The following is a 23,874-nucleotide window of genomic DNA, read 5'->3' as shown; positions in this document are numbered from 1 at the left end:
CATGGTTGCCGCGATCCCCTCTCTGCTGCCGGCGGTGCCGGAGATCACGCTGGCGCTCGGCGCGCTCGGGCTGCTGATGGTCGGCGCCTTCGGCGGCGCGCGGCGCGCCGGCTTCATCAATGGCGCGTCGATGGCGCTGCTGGCGATGGCCGCCCTGCTGGTGCTGGCGGGCGAGCCGGGACGCATCGAGACCTTCGGCGGCGCCTTCGTGCTCGACGATTTTGCGCGCTTCCTCAAGGTGCTGACGTTCGCCGCTTCGGCCGTCGCGCTGGCCATGGCGGGCGAGCATTTCTGCGCCGGGCCCAATGCGCGCTTCGAATTTCCGGTGCTGGTGCTGCTCGCGGCTTGCGGCATGGGCATGATCATTTCGGCCAACGACCTGATCGCGCTCTATCTCGGCCTGGAGCTGATGAGCCTCGCGCTCTACGTCGTGGCGGCGATCGACCGCGACTCGCTGCGCTCGACCGAGGCCGGCCTGAAGTATTTCGTGCTCGGCGCGCTGTCCTCGGGGATGCTGCTGTATGGCGCGTCGCTGATCTATGGCTTCGCCGGCACGGTGAGCTTCCCCGGCATCGCCCAGGTCACGGCGGAGGCCATGCGGCCGGGCGCCGAGGCGTCGGCGTCGAGCATCGGCGTCGTCGTCGGCCTCGTCTTCGTGTTCGCCGGCCTGTGCTTCAAGGTGTCGGCGGTGCCGTTCCACATGTGGACGCCGGACGTCTATGAGGGCGCGCCGACGCCGGTGACCGCCTTCTTCGCCGCGGCGCCCAAGGCGGCGGGCATGGCGATCTTCGTGCGGGTGGCGCTCGATGCCTTCCCCGGCATCGTCCCGGCCTGGCAGCAGATCGTGGTGTTCGTCGCCATCGCCTCAATGACGCTCGGTGCGTTCGCCGCCATCGGCCAGAGCAACATCAAGCGGCTGATGGCCTATTCGTCGATCAGCCACATGGGCTTCGCTCTCACCGGGCTCGCCGCCGGCACGGCGGACGGGGTCAGCGGCGTGCTGATCTACATGTCGATCTATGTGGTGATGACGCTGGGCTCGTTCGCCTGCATCCTGGCGATGCGCCGCCCCGAGGGGCCGGTCGAGGACATTTCCGATCTCGCCGGCCTCGCCCGCACCAAGCCGTTGATGGCGCTGCTGTTCGGCACGCTGCTGTTCTCGCTGGCCGGGGTGCCGTGGTTCGCGGGCTTCTTCGCCAAGTTCTACGTGTTTCTGGCGGCCATCGAGGCCAAGCTCTATGTGCTGGCGGTGATCGGCGTGCTGGCCAGCGTGGTCGGCGCCTACTACTACTTGCGCATCGTCAAGATCATGTATTTCGACGAGCCGAAGGGGGCGTTCGTGCCGATGAGCGGGGAGCTCAAGGCGGTGCTGGGCGCGGCGGGGCTGTTTGTCTCGTTCTATATCGTGTATCCCTCGGGACTGAACAACGCCGCAGCGGCGGCGGCGAAATCGCTGTTCTGAACCACGCCGAGGGATGAGTCGCGTCGATGGGTGTTGGTGAGTTCGCGGGCGGGAGCGCGCCCGTCATCGCCCTCGACCTTGTGGGCTCCACCAATGCCGAGGCGCTGGCGCGGGCGAGGCGTGGCGAGTTCGGGCCGTTCTGGATCACCGCCGAGCGGCAGAGCGAGGGTCGCGGCCGGCGTGGGCGGACGTGGGCGTCCGAGCCCGGCAATCTCTACGCCAGCATCCTGCTCACCGATCCGGCGCCCTCGGAAGCCTGCCCGCAACTGTGCTTCGTCGCCGGGCTGGCGCTGTTCGACGCGGTGGGGGCGGTGTGCGGCCTCGACGTGCCGCGCCTGTCGCTGAAATGGCCAAACGACCTGATGCTCGACGGCGCCAAGTGCGCCGGCATCCTGGTGGAGGGCGAGGTGGCGCCGGCCGGCCGGCCGCTGGCGGCGGTCATCGGCTTCGGCGTCAATTGCGCCCACCATCCGCAGGGCACGTCGTATCCGGCGACGCATCTCTCGGCGGCGGGCTGCACGGTGACGCCGGCGCTGCTGCTGTCGGCGCTGGATGCGGCGCTGGCGGTCCGCTTCGCCGAGTGGCGGGGCGGCGACGGCTTCCCGGCGATCCGGGCAGGCTGGCTGGCGCGGGCCGGCACGCTCGGCCAGCCGATCACGGTGCGCACCGGCGCGGAGGTGGTCGACGGCCGGTTCGAGACGCTGGACGGCGATGGCGCGCTGGTTCTGCTGCGCGGCGACGGCACCAGGACGCGAATCGGCACCGGCGAGATTCTGCCGCTGGTGACGACCATCCCCGACCCTTCGCCGCCGGATCAGGTTCGGCATGGGTCCTAATACGGTTTCCGGTTGATCCCTTCGGGATACCGGAAACGGTTTCGCCGAAAAAATCCTTGATATGAAAAGGGTTTTTCGGCGACCGGAATGCGAAATCCGGCCCAATCGTCCGGATTTCGCATAAGAGCATTCTCCGCAGAAGCGGGAACCGGTTTTGCGGAAGAGAATGCGACAATTCAAGGAGTTAGAGCATCCGGCCGTTTCAGTATGATTGGCGGATGCTCGAACGGACCGGGTTTTTGCTGCGCAAAGCCGGTTTTTGCGGATGCGCAGATTTCGTGAGAATGCGGGAGAAACGGCGATGACCAAGGGCGAAGCCGAACTGGTGTTCGTGCCGCTCGGCGGTGTCGGCGAGATCGGCATGAATTTCGCGCTCTATGGCATCGGCCAGGGGCGCAAGCGCCAGTGGCTGGCGGTGGACTGCGGCGTCGGCTTCGCCAACGACCAGTTGCCGGGCATCGATATCATTCTGCCCGATGTCCGCTTCATCGAGGAGGAGCGCAAGAACCTCCTCGGTATCGTCATCAGCCACGGCCACGAGGACCATATCGGCGCGCTGGCCGATCTGTGGCCGCGCCTGCGGGCGCCGGTCTACACCACGCCGTTCACGGCGCAGCTCATCACCGTGCGCCGCCTGCAGGAGCCGGGCGCGCCGGACATTCCGATCGAGGTCGTGCCGGTCGGCGGCCACGTCTCGCTCGGGCCGTTCGAGGTCGATTTCATTCCCGTCGCCCACTCGATCCCCGAAAGCCACGCGCTGGCGATCGGCACGCCGTTCGGCACCGTGCTGCACACCGGCGACTGGAAGATGGACCCCACGCCGGTGGTCGGCTCCATCACCGACGAGGCGCGCTTCCGTGCGCTGGGCGATGCCGGCGTGCTGGCGATGGTGGCCGATTCGACCAATGCGGTGCGGGAAGGGCGCTCGCCCTCCGAGGCCGATGCCGGCGCCAACCTCGCCAAGGTGATCGCCGAGGCGCGCGGGCGGGTGGCGGTCACCACCTTTGCCTCCAACGTGGCGCGCATGGTGTCGGTGGCCAAGGCCGCCGAGGCGGCCGGCCGCGAGGTGGTGCTGGTCGGCCGCGCCATGGAGCGCGTCTCCATGGTGGCGCGCGAGCTCGGCTATCTGGATGGCGTGCGCGAATTCCGCTCGGTCGATACCTACGGCTACCTGCCGCGCGACAAGGTGGTGGCGCTGATCACCGGCAGCCAGGGCGAGCCGCGCGCGGCGCTGTCGCGCATCGCGCTCGACGAGCACCCCGACATCGCGCTGTCGCCCGGCGACACGGTGGTGTTCTCGGCCCGGGCCATCCCCGGCAACGAGGTCGGCATCGGCCGCATCATCAATGCGCTGATCCGCCAGGGCGTCGAGGTGATCACCGACCGCACCCACATGATCCACGTCTCCGGCCACCCGCGCCGCAGCGAGATGGCCGACCTGCTGCGCTGGGTGCGCCCGCGCATCCTGCTGCCGGTGCATGGCGAGGCGCTGCACATGCACGAGCATGCCGTGCTGGCCGAGGAAGTCGGCGTTCCCGAGGTGGTGCGGTGCGGCAATGGCGACGTGGTGCGGCTGGCGCCGGGGCCGGCCGAGGTGGTCGACGAAGTGCCGGCGGCGCGCCTCTACAAGGACGGCAAGGTGCTGATCGAGGATGCCTCGCGCACCATCGCCGACCGCCGCAAGCTGTCCTTCGTCGGCATCGTCGCGGTGGCGCTGGCGCTCACCGACAAGGGCGAACTGGCCGGCGACGTCCGCATCGAGTCGCTCGGCCTGCCCGAGCGCACGGCCGACGGCCGCACCTTCGATTCGATCGTCGACGACGCGGTGCTCGAAACCTTCGACACCCTGCCGCGGGCGCGCCGGCGCGATCCGCGCGCCGTCGAGGAATCGATCCTGCGCGGCGTGCGCGGTACGGTCGCAGAGGCCTGGGGAAAGAAGCCGATTGTCCGGGTGATGGTTGTCCAGGTATGACAGTCTTTGCAGGACGATCTCCAGGCAACGATCTTCGTGACTTATTTTCGCAGACTATTCTTCGTATGACGGTCTTTGACCATCGCTGGAGGAATGCATGATCGGCCGGTTGAATCACGTCGCCATCGCGGTCAAGGACATCAAGGCCGCGTCCGCCGTCTACCGCGATACGCTCGGCGCCGAGGTGTCCGACGTGCTGCCGCAGCCCGAGCACGGCGTGAATGTGGTGTTCATCAAGCTTCCCAACACCAAGGTGGAGCTGCTGGAGCCGCTGGGCGAGAACTCGCCGATCGCCAAGTTCCTGGAGAAGAGCCCCGACGGCGGCATCCACCACATCTGCTACGAGGTCGACGACATTCTCGCCGCCCGCGACCAGCTGAAGGCGCAGGGCGCGCGGGTGCTGGGCAATGGCGATCCCAAGATCGGCGCCCACGGCAAGCCGGTGCTGTTCCTGCATCCCAAGGATTTCCTCGGCACGCTGGTGGAGCTGGAGCAGGCGTGACCTTCAGGATGCACGCGGACCGAGAGGGAAGGCGGGAGCTGACCTGATCTGCGGACCGTGTCGATCCAGGCCGCGCGGGAGCGGGCGCCGGCGGCGGGAAGGAATTGTCGTGAAAACGACAACGGGCGGGATCCAATCCCGCCCGCGCAGCGCCCTGAGGTGGCCGCCTATCCTGACGGCCTTGTGTTTTGGCGGCGGGATTTCTGGACGGCGTTCAGGCATTGCCTTGAGGCCCCTGCAGGACCGCCGCCACCGCCTTGCCCTCGAATTTCCCCCCGAGACCTGGACCCACATCACCCCGGATTCAACCGGAGGCGGTCCCTTCTCGCAAGGCTAGAGTACAGAACGCGAAATTGCGTGTCACCTGCGAATTGCGCGGGGCAGTTCCTCTTGCGGAAGGCGGGCGTTCGCCGCGTCGCCCGGCCGGGTGACGCCCGCCGCCGGCACCGAATGGCGGGCGGGGGCTTGTCTTTTCGTGGTGTTCCGGGTTCTGTCGCGCCTTCCGACCGCGCCGCCGACCGACTCGCGAGCTCCTCCCATGCGTCTGTCCCGCTATTTCGTGCCGATCCTTCGCGAAACCCCGAAGGAAGCGGAGATCGTTTCGCACCGGCTGATGCTGCGCGCCGGCCTGGTGCAGCAGCAGTCGGCCGGCATCTATGCCTGGCTGCCGCTCGGCCACCGGGTGCTGCAGAAGGTCTGCCGCATCGTGCGCGAGGAGCAGGACCGCGCCGGCGCCATCGAACTCCTGATGCCCACCATCCAGTCGGCGGATCTGTGGCGCGAGAGCGGCCGCTACGACGACTATGGCAAGGAGATGCTGCGCATCAAGGACCGGCACGAGCGCGACATGCTGTTCGGGCCGACCAATGAGGAGATGATCACCTCGATCTTCCGCAGCTATGTGAAGTCCTACAAGTCGCTGCCGCTCAATCTCTATCATCTGCAGTGGAAGTTCCGCGACGAGATCCGGCCGCGCTTCGGCACCATGCGCTCGCGCGAGTTCCTGATGAAGGACGCCTATTCCTTCGACATCGACCAGGCCGGCGCCCGCCATTCCTACAACCGGATGTTCGTGGCCTACCTGCGCACCTTCGCGCGGATGGGGCTGAAGGCGATCCCGATGGTCGCCGACACCGGGCCGATCGGCGGCAACCTCTCCCACGAATTCATCATCCTGGCCTCGACCGGCGAGAGCGAGGTCTATTGCCACAAGGACTTCCTCGACTTCGACGTACCCGGGGCCGAAACCGATTTCGAGGACGTCGCGGGGCTGCAGGGGATCTTCGACCGCTGGACCTCGCTCTATGCCGCCACCAGCGAGAAGCACGACGCGGCGGCGTTCGCCGCGGTGCCGGAGGATCGGCGGGTTTCGGCGCGCGGCATCGAGGTCGGCCATATTTTCTACTTCGGAACCAAGTATTCGGCGCCGATGAATGCGACCGTGGCCGGACCGGACGGCGTCGAGCGCCCCGTGCACATGGGCTCCTACGGCATCGGCCCGTCGCGCCTCGTCGCCGCGCTGATCGAGGCCGGCCATGACGAGGCCGGCATCATCTGGCCGGAGGCGGTGGCGCCGTTCACGGTGGCGGTGCTGAATCTGAAGGCCGGCGACAGCGCCACCGACGCCGCCTGCGGCGCGCTCTATACGGCGCTGAAGGCCAAGGGGGTGGACGTGCTCTATGACGACACCGACGAGCGGCCGGGCGCCAAGTTCGCCAAGGCCGACCTGATCGGCATCCCCCACCAGATCCTGGTGGGGCCCAAGGGACTGGCCGAGGGCAAGGTGGAGCTGAAGCGCCGCGCCGATGGCGCGCGCGAGCTGGTGAGCCCGTCCGACGCGCTGGCGCGCTTCGCCGGCTGAGGGCGGACTGGCGCATTTTCCGCAAAGGGGGGAACCGGCTTTGCACACGAAAATGCGAGTTCTCGAAAGCCTAGAGCGCCCGATCTGACGTGGTCAGACCGGACGCTCTAGAGGAAGCAGGCAAGAGGGGAATGGAACAGGCCGTGGCCGCGAAGAAGAAGGCGTCATCCGGCAAGGTTTCGAGCGGAACCCGGGCGTTCTCGCCGTTCGAATGGATGATGGCGGGCCGCTATCTGCGGGCGCGCCGCAAGGAAGGCTTCATCTCGGTCATCGCCGGCTTCTCCTTCACCGGCATCATGCTCGGCGTCGCCACGCTGATCATCGTGATGGCGGTGATGAACGGCTTCCGCAAGGAGCTGCTCGGCAAGATCCTCGGCATCAACGGCCACGTGCTGGTGCAGGCGGTCGACAAGCCGATGACCGACTTCGCCGAGCTGGCCCAGAAGCTGTCGAAGGTGCCGGGCGTCAAGATGGCCGTGCCCCTGGTCGAGGGGCAGGCGCTGGCCTCCAGCCCCTATGCCGCGGCCGGCGCGCTGGTGCGCGGCATCCGCGAAAGCGACCTCGCGCGCCTTCCCTCGGTCAGCGGCAACATCAGGGCCGGCAGCCTCAGCGCCTTCGACAAGGGCGAGGGCATCGCGCTCGGCAAGCGGCTGGCCGACCAGCTCGCGGTCGGGCCCGGAGACCTCGTGACGCTGGTGTCGCCGCGCGGCGCGGTGACGCCGATGGGCACCATGCCGCGGCTGAAATCCTACAAGGTGGCGGCGATCTTCGAAGTCGGCATGTCGGAGTACGACCAGATCTTCATCTTCATGCCCTTGCCCGAGGCGCAGGCCTATTTCAACCGCAAGGGCGATGTGAACTTCATCGAGGTCTACACCGACAATCCAGACGCCATGCCGCAGTTCCGCAAGGCACTGGACGCGGCGGCCGAGCGGCCGATCTTCATGGTCGACTGGCGCCAGCGCAACGCCACCTTCTTCGGGGCGCTGCAGGTCGAGCGCAACGTGATGTTCCTGATCCTCACCCTCATCGTGCTGGTGGCGGCGCTCAACATCATCTCCGGCCTCATCATGCTGGTGAAGGACAAGAGCCACGACATCGCCATCCTGCGCACCATGGGGGCGACGCAGGGCGCGGTGATGCGCATCTTCCTCATCACCGGCTCGACCATCGGCATCATCGGCACGCTCACCGGGCTGATGGTGGGACTGGCGGTCAGCCTCAATGTCGAGGAGATCCGGCGCTTCGTCTCCTGGCTCACCAACACCCAGCTGTTTGCGCCGGAGCTCTATTTCCTGTCCAAGCTGCCGGCCGAGCTCGACGTGCGCGAGACCACGGCGGTGGTGGTGATGTCGCTGACGCTGTCGGTGCTGGCGACGCTCTATCCGTCCTGGCGGGCCGCCCGGCTCGATCCGGTCGAAGCCCTGCGCTACGAGTGAGATGATGCGCGAGACCGCTCCCGTTCTTCTCCTCTCCGGCGTCGAGCGCCGCTACACGCAGGGCGAGGCGACGCTGACCATCCTGGCCGGCGTCGATCTCGAGCTCGCCCCCGGCGAGACGGTGGCGCTGGTGGCGCCGTCGGGCGCCGGCAAGTCGACGCTGCTGCACATCGCCGGCCTGCTCGAACACCCGGATGGCGGTGAGATCGACATCTGCGGCCGGCCGACCTCGCGCCTGTCGGATAGCGACCGCACCACGCTGCGCCGCACCCAGATCGGCTTCGTCTACCAGTTTCACCATCTGCTGGCGGAGTTCTCGGCGGTCGAGAACGTCATGCTGCCGCAGATGATCCGCGGCCTGCCGAAGGGTGAGGCGCGCCGGCGCTCGGCCGAGCTCTTGTCCTATCTGGGGCTCGAGAAGCGGCTCACCCACCGGCCGGCGGAACTGTCGGGCGGCGAGCAGCAGCGCGTGGCCATCGCCCGCGCGGTGGCCAATGCGCCGCGCCTGCTCCTGGCCGACGAGCCGACCGGCAATCTCGACCCCAAGACCTCCGACCACGTGTTCAACGCGCTGGTGCAGCTCGTGCACGCCTCGGGGCTGGCGGCGCTGGTCGCCACCCACAATCTCGACCTCGCCGCCCGCATGGACCGGCAGGTGACGCTGCGCGACGGGCGCATCGAGCCGCTGGGGTGAGGGCGCGCTTGGTGTGAGGGAGCCCTCGGGGTGAGAGCGCGCTTGGGGTGAGAGCGCGCTTGGGGTGAGCGGGCGCCGGGGGAGGCAACTCTCGAAGTGAGCGACGCACCTTCTTGCCTCTCCCACCCGGGCCGCGCTTGCGCGCGCCCGGGCGCAGGCTCTTGCGGGAGAGGGTGCCCGAGCGCAGCGAGGGCGGGTGAGGACACCAGTCCCCTGGATGCGATAGTTGATGGCGGTGGAGGGAGAGGGCGGGTGAGGGGGCTCCGCGCGTCCTTGGACCACCGCAGCTTTCAGCAGCCACCCGTCGTCCCCGGCGAGCGCGGCCCTGGCCGCGCGAGGGAAGGGGACCCATGACCTGCGGCGGGCGTGGACCTGCTACGTCGGCGTCTGGCCGAGGAACTGTCCCTGATAGGCCTTGTCCGGCATGCCGAGTGTCTGCTCAAAAATGAGCTGGCAGATCGGCATCCCTTGGCTGAGCCTGATCGGCAGCGGCCCGTGGTTCACGATTTCGAGCTGGATCGATGGCGCCTTGAATCCGGCATGAATGGTCGGCGCGGTGACATGCACGGCCAGCCCGATGCGCGCCAGCGAACTCTTGCCTTCAACCCGGGCCGCGACACGGCCACGTTCATGCAGCGCGATCGCTTCTCGCGTCCAACCGAGAATGAGCGTCTTGCCAGGGAGAACGTATCCGGACGTCGATATGTCTATCGCCTCGGTTTCGTTCTCGATCAGCTTGACGACGCTATAACCGGGAACGGTTGGGTCAATCGCAGCCGTAAGGCCCACCGTGTGCTGTTTAAAGACACGGATTATCGGCCCCAACTTCAGATCGACCGAAGTCGAAGAATACGCATCTGCCGCAGGGAGCGGGATAATTTCGATAAGCCCGCTCACCAATGAGTTTTTGATCTCGCGATCGGTGAGAATCACGCAGGGATCCTTGCGGCGTCGTTGCAAATCACGTCAGTTTTTGGCACCCAAACGCGCCAAAATCCTCGAAAAGTTTCGTTGGGTAGCTCTACCAAGTAGTAGCCATCCTCTTGGCCTACCGGCCAACCTATCCCAAGAGTTGAGTCCTGCAAAGACCGTCCATCGACGGCAAGCTCCTCCTTGCCGCTCTTCGTTGTAACGGCCACTACGACCTCGCTCGGATGCAGCCCCCTGCTCACCCGCTCCACTTTGACGCGCATCATGGTTGTGCCTCCGGCAAGCGTGGAATCTAGACGCTCGCGACCATACCGTTGTTCCCGCGGCACAACCGCCACATATTGAGTATCCTCAACTTTTTTGAGTTGATAACTCATTATCATATTCGGAACAAAAACGGAACTGCACGTTAGTATAGCGTCGTAAGCTTACGCCGATTCGTCTCCGTTGAATAATTCGACGTGCTGGTGCATTCGCGATTGTCGCGCTGCAGTGTCTCCCGGCCAGTCTGCTGGCGTTTTCGATTCGCGCGAGTAGCCGGTCACTCGCTCGCACTACGCGCAACCCTTTTTCAGCCTCAAGCTGGCCTCGGTTGCCCCTCACAACTCGGCATCGCCGCGCCCCAAAATTCAAGCTGGAGCACGACTGCGCGCATCGCGTGTTGACGCGAGAACAAAAATCGAACATGGTTGAGTTCCGGGTTTGTTCCGGTCACCACGGAGGTCGCCATGATCCGCGCGTTCGTCACAGAAGCCGCCGCCCTTGCCTCGCTCGGCCTGTTCGCCGCCACCGTTGTGGTGTGGGCGCAGCTGCTCGGCGCCGGCAGTTTCTGAGGAAGGCCCCTTCGGGAGCCGGCGGGCCGCGGTTCGGCCGCTGAGGAACCTGCACAGGATCCCGCGGGATCCCGCGCGCGGCTGCACCTCGCCCGGCGAAGGTCGTTCATCGGGCGCGGCCCCACATCGCGGGCGGCAATCGCGGGGCGGGTCGCCATCTGCGGAAGCCGGCGTCGGCAGGCTGTGGACGGTCGGCCGGGTCGGCTCGACAGCGGGGGGCGGGAGTGCGCACTGTGGACTCATCGGCCGCAGGGAGGGACGGGATGGCGAACGTCGGGTTCGTTCACCTGCACGTGCATTCGTCGTATTCGCTGCTGGAAGGCGCGCTGTCGATCGGCAGGCTCGCCGAGCTGGCCAAGGCCGACAAGCAGCCGGCGCTGGCGCTGACCGACACCGGCAATCTGTTCGGCGCGCTCGAATTCTCCGAGAAGATGGCCGGCAGCGGCATCCAGCCCATCGTCGGCCTGTCGCTCGCCGTCGATTTCGGCGACGGCGTCCAGCGCGGCCGGCCGCAAGGCGGGGCCTTGCAGCGCCGGCCGCGCATCGTCTGCCTCGCCGCCCGCGACTCCGGCTACCGCAACCTGATGGCGCTGACCTCGCGCGCCTATCTGGAGAGCCCGTCGGGCGAGGAGCCGCACGTGCCGGCGGCGTGGCTCGTCGAGCATGCCGAGGGACTGGTCGTGCTCACCGGCGGGCCCGACGGTCCGCTCGACCGCGCGGCCGCCGACGGCCAGCCCGATCTCGCCGCGGCCCGGCTCGATGCGCTGGCCGGCGCCTTCGGCGACCGGCTCTATGTCGAGCTGCAGCGCCACGGCACCGAGACCGGGCGGCAGGTCGAGCCGGTGCTGCTCGATCTCGCCTACCGGCGCGGCCTGCCGCTGGTCGCCGCCAACGAGGCGTTCTTCGCCGCGGCCGACGACTATGAGGCGCACGATGCGCTGATCTGCATCGCCGAGGGGCGGATCATCGCCGATTCCGAGCGCCGGCAGCTCACGCCGGAGCACCGCTTCAAGACCCGCGCCGAGATGGCGGCGCTGTTTTCCGACCTGCCCGAGGCGGTGGCGGCGACCGTCGAGATCGCCCGCCGCTGCGCCATGCGGCCGCGCACCCGCAAGCCGATCCTGCCGCACTTCGTTACCGCGGCGGACGCCGAGGGCGTCGAGGCGCACGCCGGCGGGCACGGCCACGGGCACGATGGGCACGGGCATCATGGGCACGGCGCCTCGGCGGCCGAGGAGGCGGAGCTACGCCGGCAGGCCGAGGCGGGGCTCGCTCGCCGCCTCGCCGCGCAGGGGCTGGCGCCCGGCACCAGCGAGGACGACTATCGCCAGCGCCTCGCCTTCGAGCTCGACGTCATCGCCCGCATGAAGTTTCCGGGCTACTTCCTCATCGTCGCGGACTTCATCAAATGGGCGAAGGGCCAGGGCATTCCGGTCGGGCCGGGGCGCGGCTCGGGCGCGGGCTCGCTGGTCGCCTATTCGCTCACCATCACCGACCTCGACCCGATCCGCTTCGGCCTGCTGTTCGAGCGCTTCCTCAATCCCGAGCGCGTGTCGATGCCGGACTTCGACATCGACTTCTGCCAGGACCGGCGCGACGAGGTGATCCGCTACGTCCAGGACCGCTACGGCCGCGATCAGGTGGCGCAGATCATCACCTTCGGCACGCTGCTCGCGCGCGGCGTGCTGCGCGACGTCGGCCGCGTGCTGCAGATGCCCTATGGCCAGGTCGACAAGCTCACCAAGCTGGTGCCGCAGAACCCGGCCAAGCCGGTGACGCTGGCCCAGGCGATCGCCGAGGAGCCCAAGCTGCAGGCGACGCGCGACGCCGACCCGATCGTCAAGCGGCTCATCGATATCGCGCTGAAGCTGGAGGGGCTCTACCGCCACGCCTCCACCCACGCCGCCGGCATCGTCATCGGCGACCGGCCGCTGGTGGAACTGGTGCCGCTCTATCGCGACCCCAAGTCCGACATGCCGGTGACCCAGTTCAACATGAAGTGGGTGGAGCCGGCAGGGCTGGTGAAGTTCGACTTCCTCGGCCTCAAGACGCTGACCACGCTGCAGACGGCGGTGCGGCTGATCCGGCGCGGCGGCATCGAGATCGACCTGTCGCACCTGCCGCTCGACGATCCGAAGACCTACGGGATGCTGGCGCGCGGCGAGACCGCCGGCGTGTTCCAGCTTGAAAGCGCCGGCATGCGCAAGGCGCTGATCGACATGGAGCCGGACCGCTTCGAGGACATCATCGCCCTGGTCGCGCTCTACCGGCCGGGGCCGATGGCCAACATCCCCACCTATTGTGCGCGAAAGCACGGCCGCGAGGAGCCCGAATACCCGCACCCCAAGATCGAGCCGGTGCTGAAGGAGACGTTCGGCGTCATCATCTACCAGGAGCAGGTGATGCAGATCGCCCAGATCCTGGCCGGCTATTCGCTCGGCGAAGCCGATCTGTTGCGGCGCGCCATGGGCAAGAAGATCCGCGCTGAGATGGACAAGCAGCGCGCCCGCTTCGTCGGCGGCTCGACCGAGCGCGGGGTGGACACGGCGCAGGCCGAGGCGATCTTCGATCTGCTCGCCAAGTTCGCCGACTACGGCTTCAACAAGAGCCACGCCGCCGCCTACGCGCTGGTCGCCTACCAGACGGCGTATCTGAAGGCCAATTTCCCGGTCGAGTTCCTGGCGGCGTCGATGACGCTCGACATGTCGAACACCGACAAGCTCGCCGAATTCCGCGCCGAGGCCGAGCGGCTCGGCATCCGCGTCGTGCCGCCTTGCGCCAACCGCTCGGGCGCCGAGTTCGAGCCGGACGGCAAGTCGATCGTCTATGCGCTCGCCGCCATCAAGGGCGTCGGCACGCAGGCGGTGGCCTCGCTGGTGGCGGCGCGCGGCGCAACGCCGTTCCGCGACCTGCACGATCTGGCCGAGCGCATCGACCCCAAGGCGGTCAACAAGCGCACCTATGAGAGCCTCGCCGCGGCCGGGGCGTTCGATGCGCTGGAGACGAGCCGGGCGCGGGCGCTCGCCGCTGCCGACATCGTGCTGGGGCATGCCGCGCGCCGGCTCGACGACCGGGCGGCCGGCCAGTCGGAGCTGTTCGGCGGCGCGGCGGCGGCCCCGCTGGCGCTGCCGCATGTCGCCGACTGGCTGCCATCGGACCGGCTGAAGCGCGAGTTCGACGCCATCGGCTTCTTCCTCTCCGGCCACCCGCTCGACGACTATGCCGCCACGCTGAAGCGGCAGAAGGTGCAGCCGTGGACCGCGTTCTGCGAGGCGGTGAAGGAGGAGGGCGCCACCGCCGGCCGGCTCGCCGCCATCGTCGTCGGCCGCACCGAGAAGCGCACCAAGACCGGCAACAAGATGGGCATCCTGGCCCTGTCCGATCCGTCGGCGCCGTTCGAGGTGGTGGTGTTCTCGGAGGTGCTGCAGCAGTACGGTCCGCTGCTGGAGGAGGGGGCGCGGGTGGTGCTGCAGGTCTCGGCCGAGATCCAGGGCGAGGACGTGCGCGCCCGCATCCAGAGCGTCGAGCCGCTCGACGAGGTGGCGGCGCGCCACCAGAAGGGCCTCAACGTGTTCGTGCGCGGCCCGGCGCCGCTCGACAGCCTGGCGCTGCGGCTGGAGCCCGGCGGCGATGGCGAGGTCGGCCTCGTGGTCATGCTGGAGGAGAGCCGCACCGAGGTCGAGATGCGGCTGCCCGGCCGCTACAAGGTGACGCCGCAGATCGCCGGTGCCATCAAGGCGATCCCCGGCGTGGTGATGGTGCAGGAGATGTAGGGCCGGCACGTGGCGCCATGCCGGGCCTGCAATCCCCGGCGTCGTCGCCGGGCTCATCCTGGCGATCTCGATGGGGGGGCGCAGGCTTGTGGCAGCGCATGTTTGGGGTAGCGCAGTAGGGCGAACTGCCACCCCGCGCTGCCTCGCAGGCGCGCAGGCTTGGGGCAGCGCAGGCTTGGGGCAGCGCAGGCTTGGGGCAGCGCAGGCTTGGGGCAGCGCAGGCTTGGGGCAGCGCAGGCTTGGGGCAGCGCAGGCTTGGGGCAGCGCAGGCTTGGGGCAGCGCAGGCGCTGATGGCCAGGATGTTGGGATGGCCGGCACGCAGAGGCGGCCCCGGCCAGGGCAGCGGTTGAGTTGATCCGTTTCTGTTTCGGCGCAGGACGGCTGGCGCAGGACGGCTGGCGCCTCACGGCGTCCGGGCCTCGAATGGGTTCAGTGTCCGTACGCCCAGCTGGTCGAAGTCGGCGATATTGCGGGTGACGACGATCAGATCATGCACGAGGGCAGTCGCCGCAATCATCGCATCCTCGATCGGATGGTCGCTCTTGCGGTGCATCAGCCGCGCCCACACCCGGAACGTCCGCGCGTCCATCGGCAGCACATTGTAGGTTTCGGCAACCTGCTCCAGCCAAAGCTCGATCTCCGCCGCCTTGGCGTGGTCGCGCTCACGGGTGATCTCGATGCCGGCCTGGATTTCGCCGATCGTCACCGCCGACAGATGGAGATCCGGATCGGCCACCCGCTCCAGCCAGGCCAGCACGGCGCCGTGCGGGCGCGGCCGGCGCAGTTCCGAGACGACATTGGTGTCGAGGAGATACATTGGCGGGCGCAGGGTCATGCCAACGGCCGCAAAAGCTGGCCGGTGGTTCCGGTCGCGGAATTTCGCGAAATCCTTGATTTCATGAGAGAAAATCCGTGAGTGTCAACGGCCCCACGCGTCAGCGTCTGGGGCCGTTCGTATGATACGGTTTCCGGTTGATCCCTTCGGGATCGAAGGCAACGATCCCGCCGAAAAACCCCTGGGAAGTAAGGGCGTTTTCGGCGCACGACATGCGGCTCGAAAGCCTGACCGGCCGGAGACCGTGTCAGAGCAGCTCCGCCGGCCCGCGCCGCTGCCGGTCGCCGCGGGCGGGGAGGAGCAGGTCGCCGCGGGCAGTGTCGGCCAGCAGCAGATCCTTCAGGCTCGGCCGCGCCGCGTGCTGCAATCGCTGCCATTGGCCGATCGGCACCAGCACGGCGGTGTCCGCCCCGCGCCGGGTGACGAGCTGGGGGCCCTCCGTGAGGCAGGTTTCCAGCAGCTCGCTGAACCGCGCCTTGGCGTCCTGAACCGGCCAGCTTCGCATGATCGCCTCCCGCGCTGGAAGATAGACTAGTTAGCACACTAGTCATAAGCGCAATTCGCCGCAAGGGCCCGCGAAGCGCACCTCCCGGCGAGGGTTGCGCCCCGTTCTGTCCGCCACTATAAGCGCGACCATTCCACACGCGGACTCATGGTCTTTCGGGACCCGTCCGGTGCCTCGATACCCGGGGCAACCGTCCGCGGAGGCTCAACCGGAAAAGGAACTGCCATGGCGCTGCCCGACGTCTCGATGCGCCAGCTTCTTGAAGCTGGGGCGCATTTCGGCCATCAGTCGCACCGCTGGAACCCGAAGATGGCGCCGTACATCTTCGGCACCCGCAACAACATCCACATCATCGATCTCGCCCAGACCGTGCCGCTGGCGCACCGCGCGCTGCAGGCGGTGTCGGACTGCGTGGCCCGCGGCGGGCGCGTGCTGCTGGTCGGCACCAAGCGCCAGGCGGCGGACGCGGTGGCCGAGGCGGCCAAGCGGTCGGCCCAATATTATGTCAATTCGCGCTGGCTCGGCGGCACGCTCACCAACTGGAAGACCATCTCCCAGTCGATCCAGCGGCTGAAGAAGCTGGAGGAGATGCTGTCGGGCGAGTCCGGCGGCTTCTACACCAAGAAGGAGCGGCTCACCCTGTCGCGCGAGAAGGATAAGCTCGAGCGCGCGCTCGGCGGCATCCGCGACATGGGCGGCACGCCCGATTTGCTGTTCGTGATCGACACCAACAAGGAAAACATCGCGATCAAGGAGGCGACCCGCCTCGGCATCCCGGTGGTGGCGGTGGTCGACACCAATTGCGATCCGGACGGCATCGCCTTCCCGATCCCCGGCAATGACGACGCCGGCCGGGCCATCGCGCTCTATTGCGACCTGATCGTGCGCGCCGCCATCGACGGCATCTCGCGCGCCCAGGGCGACCTCGGCATCGACATCGGCGAGGCGGAAGCCCCGGTGATCGAGGATCTGCCGGCGGAAGAGCCGGTGTCGGGCTTCGAGGCGCTGTCCGGTCCGCGCGGCACCCCGGACGATCTCACCCAGCTGCCCGGCGTGTCCAAGGCCATCGAGAAGAAGCTGAACGAACTCGGCATCTTCCATCACTGGCAGGTCGCCGCGTTCAATGCGAACGATGCGGCCCGCGTCGGCGATGCGGTCGGCCTGCCGGGTCGTATCGAGGGCTGGATCAACAAGGCCAAGGAACTGTCGGCCGAAGGCGAGTGAGCCGGTCTTTCCGGCTCGGCGTCGAATGATGCGAGCGGGTGGCCCCGTGGTCCGACCCTGACATCCGCGCCGCGGGTGTCAGGGCACGTCGGACCACAACGCGTTGCACGGTTTCCGGTTGATCCCTTCGGGGTGCCGGAAACGGCCTCGCCGAAAGTCCGAGCGTGAGAACCGGGTTTTCGGCGATCGGAATGCGGCTCGAAGGCGTGTTCAGCCGGAAACCGTATTCGGTCTGTGACTGAAGTCAGATACTCGGTGGCGCGTATCTGATTTGAGTCACAGGGGCCGCCCGGTTCACCTTTTTCAGGGAGCGAAGGATCATGGCCAACATCACGGCCCAGATGGTGAAGGACCTGCGCGAGAAGACTGGCGCGGGCATGATGGACTGCAAGACCGCGCTGAACGAAACCGGCGGCGATATCGAGGCCGCGGTCGACTGGCTGCGCAAGAAGGGCCTCGCCAAGGCTGCCAAGAAGGCCGGCCGCGTCGCGGCCGACGGTCTGATCGGCGTGATCGTCGAGGGCCACAAGGGCGTGGTGGTCGAGGTCAATTCGGAAACCGACTTCGTCGCCCGCAACGACCATTTCCAGGGCCTGGTCAAGCTGATCGGGCAGGTGGCGATCAAGGTCGGCGACGACGTCGAGGCGATCCTCGCCGCCAAGGTCGGCGAGCACACCGTGCAGGAGGCGATCGCCAGCGCCATCGCCACCATCGGCGAGAACATGACGCTGCGCCGCGCCGGGCTGGTCGAGGTCGGCTCGGGCGTGGTGGGCGCCTACGTCCACAGCGAGATCGCCCGCGATTCCGGCCTCGGCAAGATCGGCGTCGTGGTGGCGCTGGAGTCGACCGGCGCCGCCGACGTGCTGACCCCGTTCGGCCGCATGCTGGCGATGCATATCGCCGCCGCCAGCCCGCTGGCGGTCGATCCGTCGGGCATCGACCCGGCGGTGGTCGAGCGCGAGCGCGCGGTGCTGACCGAGAAGGCCGCCGCTTCCGGCAAGCCGCCGGCGGTGATCGAGAAGATCGCCGAAAGCGGGCTGAAGACCTTCTTCAAGGAGGTCTGCCTGCTCGACCAGCCCTATGTGCACGACCCCGCCAAGACGGTGGCCCAGGCGATCAAGGAGATCGAGGGCAAGGCCGGCGGCGCGGTGGCGGTGAAGGGCTTCGTGCGCTTCGCCCTCGGCGAGGGCGTCGAGAAGAAGGAAGAGGACTTCGCGGCCGAAGTGGCGGCCGCGGGCGGCGTCGGCTGAGCGCCGGCCGTGGGCGCGCTTCCCCACAAGCGGGTTCTGGTCAAGGTCTCGGGCGAAGCCCTGATGGGGCCCGAGGCCTTCGGCCTTCACCCGCCGACGGTGGCGCGCATCGCGGCCGATCTCGCCTCGGCGCGGGCGCTGGGCATCGAACTGGCGGTGGTGGTCGGCGGCGGCAACATCTTCCGCGGCGTGCAGGGGGCGGCCAAGGGGCTCGACCGGGCCTGCGCCGACCAGATGGGCATGCTGGCGACCGTGATGAACTGCCTGGCGTTCGAACAGGCGGTGGAGGCGGCCGGCGCGCCGGCGCGCACCCTGTCGGCGGTCGCCATGCCGACGGTGTGCGAGCCCTATGCCCGGCAGAAGGCGCTGGCCCACCTCGGCAAGGGGCGGGTGGTGCTGCTGGCGGGGGGCACCGGCAACCCGTTCTTCACCACCGACACCGGAGCCGCGCTGCGGGCGGCCGAACTCGGCTGCGGCGCCCTGCTCAAGGCGACCAATGTCGACGGGGTCTATTCGGCCGATCCGAAGACGGACCCGGCCGCCGTGCGCTACGAGCGGCTGACCCATTCGGAAGCCATCGACCGCCGGCTCGGCGTGATGGATGCCGCCGCGTTCGCGCTTGCCCGGGACAGCCGCATGCCTATCATCGTTTTTTCGATTCAGGAGCCTGGTGCGATCACCGCCGTGCTTCGGGGGGAGGGGAGAGCAACCCTCGTCACGGCCTAGTGGATGAAATCCGGCATCTGGCACCCGTGCGGTGTCCGGTCTCGGGGAGGTTTCGTCCGCGGATTCAACAATTTGTGGACCGATTTGGCCTGACATCGGCGTTCGCGGGTGTCAGGATCGGGCCATGAGAGGCAGCCGCGCCGGGACGCGCAGAAGACGCTCCAGCGGAGGATTGACATGTCGTCGGGTGAACACGACCTGCCCGAACTGAAGCGGCGCATGCAGGGCGCCATCGGCGTGATGCGCCACGAATTGAACGGCTTGCGCACTGGCCGGGCGTCGGCGAGCCTCGTCGAGCCGATCGAGGTGGAGGCCTATGGCGCCAGGATGCCGCTCAACCAGGTGGCCTCGATCAGCGTGCCCGAGCCGCGGCTGCTGTCGATCCAGGTCTGGGACAAGGGCATGACGCATGCCGTGGAAAAGGCGATCCGCGACAGCGACCTGGGACTGAACCCTTCGACCGAAGGGCAGGTGATCCGCCTGCGGATTCCGGAGCTGACGCAGCAGCGCCGTCAAGAGCTTGTCAAGGTCGCCCACAAATATGCCGAGGCGGCGCGAGTCGCGGTGCGGCATGTGCGGCGCGACGGGCTCGATCATCTCAAGAAGCAGGAAAAGGACGGGCACGTCAGCCAGGATGATCTCGACCGGCTGAGCACCGAAGTCCAGAAAGCCACCGATGCCGCCATCGCCGAGGTGGACCAGATCCTGGCGCAAAAAGAGAAAGAGATCATGACCGTCTAGGCCCGCGACGGTCATGGCCGCGCCAGGCCGGCAACAACAGGTCTTTCGGATGCCGATGCCAGAACACAAGCTGTCCGAGACGCAGTCGCCGGCCGCAGGCAAATGCCCGCGGCACGTGGCGATCATCATGGACGGCAACGGCCGCTGGGCGTCGGCACGCCTGCTGCCGCGGGTCGAGGGGCATCGGCGCGGCGTCGAGGCGGTGCGCCGCACCGTGCGTGCCTGCCGCGAGCTCGGCATCGACTACCTCACCCTCTACAGCTTCTCCTCGGAGAACTGGTCGCGCCCGCCCGAGGAGGTCGGCGACCTGATGGGGCTGATCCGCCGCTTCATCCGCAACGATCTGGCGGATCTGCACGCCAACAACACCCGGGTGCGGGTGATCGGGGTGCGCGAGGGGCTCGAGCCGGACATCCGGGGCATGCTGCACGAGGCCGAAACCCTCACCGCCAGCAATACCGGGTTGGTGCTGGTGTTCGCGTTCAATTACGGCTCCCGCCAGGAGATCCTCAACGCCGTGCGCCAAGTGGCCGGTGCCATCGCCGCCGGCGCGCTCGACCCGAAGGCGCTGACGACCGACGCCTTCGCCCGCTGCCTCGACACCGCCGGGATCCCCGATCCCGACCTGATCATCCGCACCTCCGGGGAGCAGCGCCTGTCGAACTTCCTCTTGTGGCAGGCAGCCTATTCGGAGTTCGTGTTCACGCCGGTGCTGTGGCCGGACTTCGACCGCGCGGCGCTGGAGGCGGCGATCGCCGAGTTCAGCGCCCGGGAACGCCGGTTCGGCGGCCGGGTGGCCGCCGGCTCACCGTGAAGGGCACGTTGGTGACGCCGGTGGCAGGCCGCGTTCGGCCAACCTCTGACCTGCGGATGCGGGTGCTGTCGGCCGTGGTGCTGGCGCCGGTGGCGCTGGGGCTCACCATTCTTGGCGGCCCGGCCTTCGCCGGTCTCGTTCTGGTGGCATCGCTGATCGTGCAGGAGGAATGGCTGCGCCTGATCGCCGGCGGGCCGATGCGCAAGGTGGCGATCGCCGGCGGCCTGGGGCTGGCGCTGGCGACGCTGGCCTGGGTGGTCGGCTGGGGCGCGGCGTCGGTCGCCGCAGTGGCGGCCGGCGGCGCCGCAGCGGCGCTCTCCACCGATGCAGCGCACCGAAAATGGGTCTTGGCGGGCGTTGCGTACGCCGCAGCGCTGCTTCTGCCGGCCCTGGCGCTGCGCTGGGATGCGGCCTACGGCCTCGCCGGCATCCTGTTCCTGTTCGCAACGGTGTGGACGACGGATGTTGCGGCCTATTTCGTCGGCCGGGCGGTCGGCGGCCCGAAGCTCGCGCCGCGCGTCAGCCCCAAGAAGACCTGGTCGGGTGGCATCGGCGGGGCCGCGGCGGGCACCGCAGCGGGCTGCGCCGTCGTCGCACTTCTTGGGATTCCCGTGACTTGGCAGGTGACGGCGGTGGCGCTTGCGGCCTCCGTCGTCTCCCAGGGCGGCGATCTGTTCGAATCCTGGTTCAAGCGCCGGTTCGGCGCCAAGGACAGCGGCAGCCTCATTCCCGGACATGGCGGCCTGATGGACCGCCTCGACGGGGTGATCGCGGCGGTGCTGTTCCTGGTGCTGGTCGGTCTCATCCGCGGCGGAGCCGGCACACCGGCGGCCAGCATCCTGATATGGTGACGTCATGACCGTTCCGCTCCAGGTGCCGCAGCAGGCGACCTCCTCAGGCGAGCCGCTGCGGATCAGCGTGCTCGGCGCGACCGGCTCGATCGGCACCAGCACGCTCGATCTGGTCTCGCGCGCCCCCGAGCGCTACCGCGTCGAGGCGCTGGTGGCGCAGCGCGATGCGACGAAGCTGGCGGCGGCGGCGCGGGCCAATGACGCGCGGCTCGCGGTGGTGGCCGATCCGGCCGCCTATCGCGACTTGGCGGCTGCGCTCTCCGGCTCGGGCATCGAGGCGGCGGCCGGCCCCGACGCGGTGGTGGAGGCGGCGCAGCGCCCGGCCGACTGGGTGATGGCGGCGATCGTCGGCACCGCCGGCCTTGCCCCCAGTCTCGCCGCGCTGGCGTCCGGCCGGCGGCTCGCGCTGGCCAACAAGGAATGCCTGGTGACGGCCGGCGAGCTGTTCATGCGGCGTGCCGCCGAGGTCGGCGCCACCGTGCTGCCGGTCGATTCCGAGCACAACGCCGTCTTCCAGGGGATGCTGTCGGGGCCGCGCGCGGCGGTGGAGCGCGTGACGCTGACCGCGTCGGGCGGGCCGTTCCGCACCTGGACGCGGGCGGCGATCGCGGCGGCGACGCCCGAGCAGGCGCTGAAGCACCCCAATTGGAGCATGGGCGCCAAGGTCACCATCGATTCGGCATCGCTGATGAACAAGGGCCTGGAGCTGATCGAGGCCATGCACCTGTTCCAGCTCGACGCCGACCAGCTCGACGTGCTGGTGCATCCGCAGTCGATCGTGCACGCGCTGGTCCAGTACAGCGACGGCGCGGTGCTGGCGCAGATGTCGGTGCCCGACATGCGGGTGCCGATCGCCCACTGCCTCGGCTGGCCGGTGCGGCTGAACGGGCCGGTGACCCGGCTCGATCTGGCGGCGATTTCGAGCCTCACCTTCGAGCGGCCCGACCTCGACCGATTCCCGGCCCTGCGAATCGCCATGGAGGCCCTGGCCGCCGGCGGCGCCGCGCCGACCGTGCTGAACGCCGCCAACGAGATCGCCGTCGCGGCCTTTCTGCAAAGACGGTTAACGTTTTCCGGCATTGCCGGACTGGTGGCGGCAACGCTGGAGTCCGTTGCCCCTGGCGCAGCGCCGCAGACCCTTGCCGAGGCCCTGGCGCTCGACGCCGAGAGCCGCGCGGTGGCCGAGGGGCTCTTGTCCGAAATCGCCGCAAAGGCATCTTAGTTACCAAGTCCTAAGGGATCTGGCAGATCGTTTAAGGGATGCCGGTCCGACCGCCGGTCCAAACTTGGCCCGAATCCGCTGCTCGAAGTCGGTTCTCGGCAGCCGGAGCACGGAGCGCCTGCCTGATCGGCCGGACATCGACTCAAAGGGAGCAGGACGCACAAGATGGATTTGTTCAGCGCGCTCGGCGCCTTCGGGGGTGGGGTTGTCGGCTACGTTCTGCCGTTCCTCTTCGTCCTCACCATCGTGGTGTTCTTCCACGAGTTCGGGCACTTCTGGGTGGCCCGCCGGTGCGGGGTGAGGGTCGAGGCGTTCTCGATCGGGTTCGGGCCGGAGCTGTTCGGCTTCAATGACCGGCACGGCACCCGCTGGCGGGTGGCGCTGGTCCCCCTCGGCGGCTATGTGCGCTTCTTCGGCGACGAGAACGCCGCCAGCGTGCCCGACGGCGAGGCCGTCCGCGCCATGACCGAGGCCGAGCGCCGGGTCAGCTTCTTCCACAAGACGGTGGGGCAGCGGGCGGCGGTGGTGGCGGCCGGGCCGGTTGCGAATTTCCTGCTGGCCATCGTCATCTTCGCCGGCATCTTCACCTTCTACGGCAAGCAGATTACCGCCGCCCGGGTCGACCGGGTGGAGGCGGGCAGCGCCGCCGAGGCGGCCGGGTTCCAGCCCGGCGACGTGGTGATGGCGATCGACGGGCGGCCGATTCGCAGCTTCTCGGACATGCAGCGCATCGTCGGTGCCAGCGCCGGCGTGCAGATCACCGTCGAGGTCGACCGCGGCGGCACCCGCCAGACCCTCATGGCCACGCCCGAGCTGCGCGAGAAGAAGGACAATTTCGGCAACGTCCTGCGTACCGGCATTCTCGGCCTGACGCGGTCGACGACGCCCGAGGACGTGACCTTTGAGCGCTACGACCCGTTCACCGCGCTGTGGATGGGGGTGCAGGAATCCTGGTTCGTGATCGACCGCACGGTGGCCTATATCGGCGGCCTGATCAGCGGCAGCGAATCCGCCGATCAGCTCGGCGGGCCGATTCGCATCGCCCAGCTCTCCGGGCAGGTCGCCGGGATCGGCCTGGTTGCGCTGCTCAACCTGACGGCGGTTCTGTCGGTGTCGATCGGCCTTCTGAACCTGTTTCCGGTGCCGATGCTCGACGGCGGCCACCTTCTCTTCTACGCCATCGAGGCGGCGCGGGGTCGTCCGATCAGCGAGCGCGCGCAGGAAATGGCCTTCCGGGTCGGACTGGCGCTGGTCGTCATGCTGATGGTGTTCGCAACGTGGAACGACATCGTCCATCTGGCGACGTCATGACCATCACAGAGTGGCGGAAGAGCAACGGTGCCCAGAAATTCGCTGCGCCAGCCAAGGCCTTGGTTTCCAGGGGGTGGAAATGACTGTACAAG

At 68.2% G+C, this 23,874-nt stretch carries 20 protein-coding genes; 16 read left to right on the top strand and 4 right to left on the bottom strand.

Going from position 1 to position 23,874, the window contains the following annotated elements; translation table 11 throughout:
* Position 1 precedes the first annotated feature (1 nt).
* The 7 genes from nuoN to F1193_RS09950 all read left to right on the top strand — a co-directional run bounded on the left by nuoN (position 2) and on the right by F1193_RS09950 (position 8,766).
* Entirely contained in the window at positions 2–1,462 is a 1,461-nt protein-coding gene (nuoN, locus tag F1193_RS09980) for an NADH-quinone oxidoreductase subunit NuoN (RefSeq protein WP_150097539.1), read from the top strand.
* A gap of 26 nt (positions 1,463–1,488) precedes the next feature.
* A complete protein-coding gene (locus F1193_RS09975; RefSeq protein WP_150097538.1) occupies positions 1,489–2,298 on the top strand; it encodes a biotin--[acetyl-CoA-carboxylase] ligase in 810 nt (269 codons plus the stop codon).
* Positions 2,299–2,599: 301 nt separating this feature from the next.
* Complete coding sequence (locus tag F1193_RS09970) at positions 2,600–4,270, top strand: ribonuclease J (protein WP_150097537.1); 1,671 nt, start codon at positions 2,600–2,602, stop codon at positions 4,268–4,270.
* A 97-nt stretch (positions 4,271–4,367) separates the two neighbouring features.
* A complete protein-coding gene (gene mce / locus F1193_RS09965) occupies positions 4,368–4,772 on the top strand; it encodes a methylmalonyl-CoA epimerase (protein ID WP_150097536.1) in 405 nt (134 codons plus the stop codon).
* 538 nt (positions 4,773–5,310) lie between these two features.
* The gene (gene proS, locus F1193_RS09960; RefSeq protein WP_150097535.1) at positions 5,311–6,633 is read left to right on the top strand and encodes a proline--tRNA ligase; all 1,323 of its coding nucleotides are present in this window, start codon (positions 5,311–5,313) and stop codon (positions 6,631–6,633) included.
* A 131-nt stretch (positions 6,634–6,764) separates the two neighbouring features.
* Entirely contained in the window at positions 6,765–8,072 is a 1,308-nt protein-coding gene (locus F1193_RS09955) for a lipoprotein-releasing ABC transporter permease subunit (protein WP_150097534.1), read from the top strand.
* Positions 8,073–8,076: 4 nt separating this feature from the next.
* On the top strand, positions 8,077–8,766 hold the full coding sequence (locus F1193_RS09950; protein ID WP_210247344.1) for an ABC transporter ATP-binding protein: 690 nt from the start codon (positions 8,077–8,079) through the stop codon (positions 8,764–8,766).
* Between the two features lie 375 nt (positions 8,767–9,141).
* On the opposite strand, the gene dcd is transcribed toward F1193_RS09950, so the two are convergent.
* Complete coding sequence (dcd, locus tag F1193_RS09945; protein WP_150097532.1) at positions 9,142–9,699, bottom strand: dCTP deaminase; 558 nt, start codon at positions 9,697–9,699, stop codon at positions 9,142–9,144.
* Positions 9,696–10,073 carry a hypothetical protein gene (locus F1193_RS09940; protein WP_150097531.1) on the bottom strand — a complete coding sequence of 126 codons (378 nt, stop codon included), beginning with the start codon at positions 10,071–10,073 and terminating at the stop codon, positions 9,696–9,698. The genes dcd and F1193_RS09940 overlap by 4 nt, the downstream gene beginning before the upstream one ends.
* A gap of 719 nt (positions 10,074–10,792) precedes the next feature.
* Between F1193_RS09940 and dnaE the strand changes: the two genes are divergently transcribed.
* A complete protein-coding gene (dnaE, locus tag F1193_RS09935) occupies positions 10,793–14,302 on the top strand; it encodes a DNA polymerase III subunit alpha (protein ID WP_150097530.1) in 3,510 nt (1,169 codons plus the stop codon).
* 404 nt (positions 14,303–14,706) lie between these two features.
* Here dnaE and F1193_RS09930 read toward each other — a convergent pair whose 3' ends face one another.
* On the bottom strand, positions 14,707–15,138 hold the full coding sequence (locus F1193_RS09930) for a type II toxin-antitoxin system VapC family toxin (protein WP_246164279.1): 432 nt from the start codon (positions 15,136–15,138) through the stop codon (positions 14,707–14,709).
* Between the two features lie 247 nt (positions 15,139–15,385).
* Entirely contained in the window at positions 15,386–15,643 is a 258-nt protein-coding gene (locus F1193_RS09925) for a type II toxin-antitoxin system Phd/YefM family antitoxin (RefSeq protein ID WP_150097529.1), read from the bottom strand.
* A 225-nt stretch (positions 15,644–15,868) separates the two neighbouring features.
* On the opposite strand from F1193_RS09925, the gene F1193_RS09920 reads away from it, so the two are divergent.
* The 8 genes from F1193_RS09920 to rseP all read left to right on the top strand — a co-directional run bounded on the left by F1193_RS09920 (position 15,869) and on the right by rseP (position 23,782).
* Positions 15,869–16,867, top strand: coding sequence for a 30S ribosomal protein S2 (locus F1193_RS09920; protein ID WP_150097528.1), 999 nt, complete (start codon positions 15,869–15,871; stop codon positions 16,865–16,867).
* Positions 16,868–17,187: 320 nt separating this feature from the next.
* Positions 17,188–18,117, top strand: a complete 930-nt coding sequence (tsf, locus tag F1193_RS09915) for a translation elongation factor Ts (protein WP_150097527.1) — start codon at positions 17,188–17,190, stop codon at positions 18,115–18,117.
* 9 nt (positions 18,118–18,126) lie between these two features.
* Positions 18,127–18,843, top strand: coding sequence for a UMP kinase (gene pyrH, locus F1193_RS09910; protein ID WP_150097526.1), 717 nt, complete (start codon positions 18,127–18,129; stop codon positions 18,841–18,843).
* Between the two features lie 177 nt (positions 18,844–19,020).
* Entirely contained in the window at positions 19,021–19,584 is a 564-nt protein-coding gene (gene frr, locus F1193_RS09905; RefSeq protein WP_150097578.1) for a ribosome recycling factor, read from the top strand.
* 55 nt (positions 19,585–19,639) lie between these two features.
* Positions 19,640–20,398, top strand: coding sequence for an isoprenyl transferase (locus F1193_RS09900; RefSeq protein WP_150097577.1), 759 nt, complete (start codon positions 19,640–19,642; stop codon positions 20,396–20,398).
* A gap of 56 nt (positions 20,399–20,454) precedes the next feature.
* Positions 20,455–21,249 (top strand): phosphatidate cytidylyltransferase, encoded by a 795-nt coding sequence (locus F1193_RS09895; protein ID WP_150097525.1) that lies wholly within the window; start codon positions 20,455–20,457, stop codon positions 21,247–21,249.
* Between the two features lie 4 nt (positions 21,250–21,253).
* Entirely contained in the window at positions 21,254–22,471 is a 1,218-nt protein-coding gene (dxr, locus tag F1193_RS09890) for a 1-deoxy-D-xylulose-5-phosphate reductoisomerase (RefSeq protein WP_150097524.1), read from the top strand.
* 165 nt (positions 22,472–22,636) lie between these two features.
* Complete coding sequence (gene rseP, locus F1193_RS09885; RefSeq protein WP_150097523.1) at positions 22,637–23,782, top strand: RIP metalloprotease RseP; 1,146 nt, start codon at positions 22,637–22,639, stop codon at positions 23,780–23,782.
* Positions 23,783–23,874: the final 92 nt, after the last annotated feature.

This window comes from Blastochloris sulfoviridis (assembly GCF_008630065.1).
GTDB lineage: Bacteria > Pseudomonadota > Alphaproteobacteria > Rhizobiales > Xanthobacteraceae > Blastochloris > Blastochloris sulfoviridis.
The sequence above is the reverse complement of the archived record's forward strand: the minus strand, read 5'-3'. Positions and strand labels throughout refer to the sequence as shown.

Excerpts from the sequence above, each read along its gene's own strand:
- nuoN (WP_150097539.1), top strand. The coding sequence starts at position 2 with ATGGTTGCCGCGATCCCCTCTCTGCTGCCGGCGGTGCCGGAGATCACG.
- dxr (WP_150097524.1), top strand. The coding sequence starts at position 21,254 with ATGACCGTTCCGCTCCAGGTGCCGCAGCAGGCGACCTCCTCAGGCGAG.
- tsf (WP_150097527.1), top strand. The coding sequence starts at position 17,188 with ATGGCCAACATCACGGCCCAGATGGTGAAGGACCTGCGCGAGAAGACT.
- F1193_RS09970 (WP_150097537.1), top strand. The coding sequence starts at position 2,600 with ATGACCAAGGGCGAAGCCGAACTGGTGTTCGTGCCGCTCGGCGGTGTC.
- F1193_RS09930 (WP_246164279.1), bottom strand. The coding sequence starts at position 15,138 with ATGACCCTGCGCCCGCCAATGTATCTCCTCGACACCAATGTCGTCTCG.
- dnaE (WP_150097530.1), top strand. The coding sequence starts at position 10,793 with ATGGCGAACGTCGGGTTCGTTCACCTGCACGTGCATTCGTCGTATTCG.
- proS (WP_150097535.1), top strand. The coding sequence starts at position 5,311 with ATGCGTCTGTCCCGCTATTTCGTGCCGATCCTTCGCGAAACCCCGAAG.
- mce (WP_150097536.1), top strand. The coding sequence starts at position 4,368 with ATGATCGGCCGGTTGAATCACGTCGCCATCGCGGTCAAGGACATCAAG.
- F1193_RS09950 (WP_210247344.1), top strand. The coding sequence starts at position 8,077 with ATGCGCGAGACCGCTCCCGTTCTTCTCCTCTCCGGCGTCGAGCGCCGC.
- F1193_RS09895 (WP_150097525.1), top strand. The coding sequence starts at position 20,455 with ATGCGGGTGCTGTCGGCCGTGGTGCTGGCGCCGGTGGCGCTGGGGCTC.
- F1193_RS09940 (WP_150097531.1), bottom strand. The coding sequence starts at position 10,073 with ATGAGTTATCAACTCAAAAAAGTTGAGGATACTCAATATGTGGCGGTT.
- F1193_RS09975 (WP_150097538.1), top strand. The coding sequence starts at position 1,489 with ATGGGTGTTGGTGAGTTCGCGGGCGGGAGCGCGCCCGTCATCGCCCTC.
- F1193_RS09925 (WP_150097529.1), bottom strand. The coding sequence starts at position 15,643 with ATGCGAAGCTGGCCGGTTCAGGACGCCAAGGCGCGGTTCAGCGAGCTG.
- rseP (WP_150097523.1), top strand. The coding sequence starts at position 22,637 with ATGGATTTGTTCAGCGCGCTCGGCGCCTTCGGGGGTGGGGTTGTCGGC.
- F1193_RS09900 (WP_150097577.1), top strand. The coding sequence starts at position 19,640 with ATGCCAGAACACAAGCTGTCCGAGACGCAGTCGCCGGCCGCAGGCAAA.
- F1193_RS09920 (WP_150097528.1), top strand. The coding sequence starts at position 15,869 with ATGGCGCTGCCCGACGTCTCGATGCGCCAGCTTCTTGAAGCTGGGGCG.
- F1193_RS09955 (WP_150097534.1), top strand. The coding sequence starts at position 6,765 with ATGGAACAGGCCGTGGCCGCGAAGAAGAAGGCGTCATCCGGCAAGGTT.
- frr (WP_150097578.1), top strand. The coding sequence starts at position 19,021 with ATGTCGTCGGGTGAACACGACCTGCCCGAACTGAAGCGGCGCATGCAG.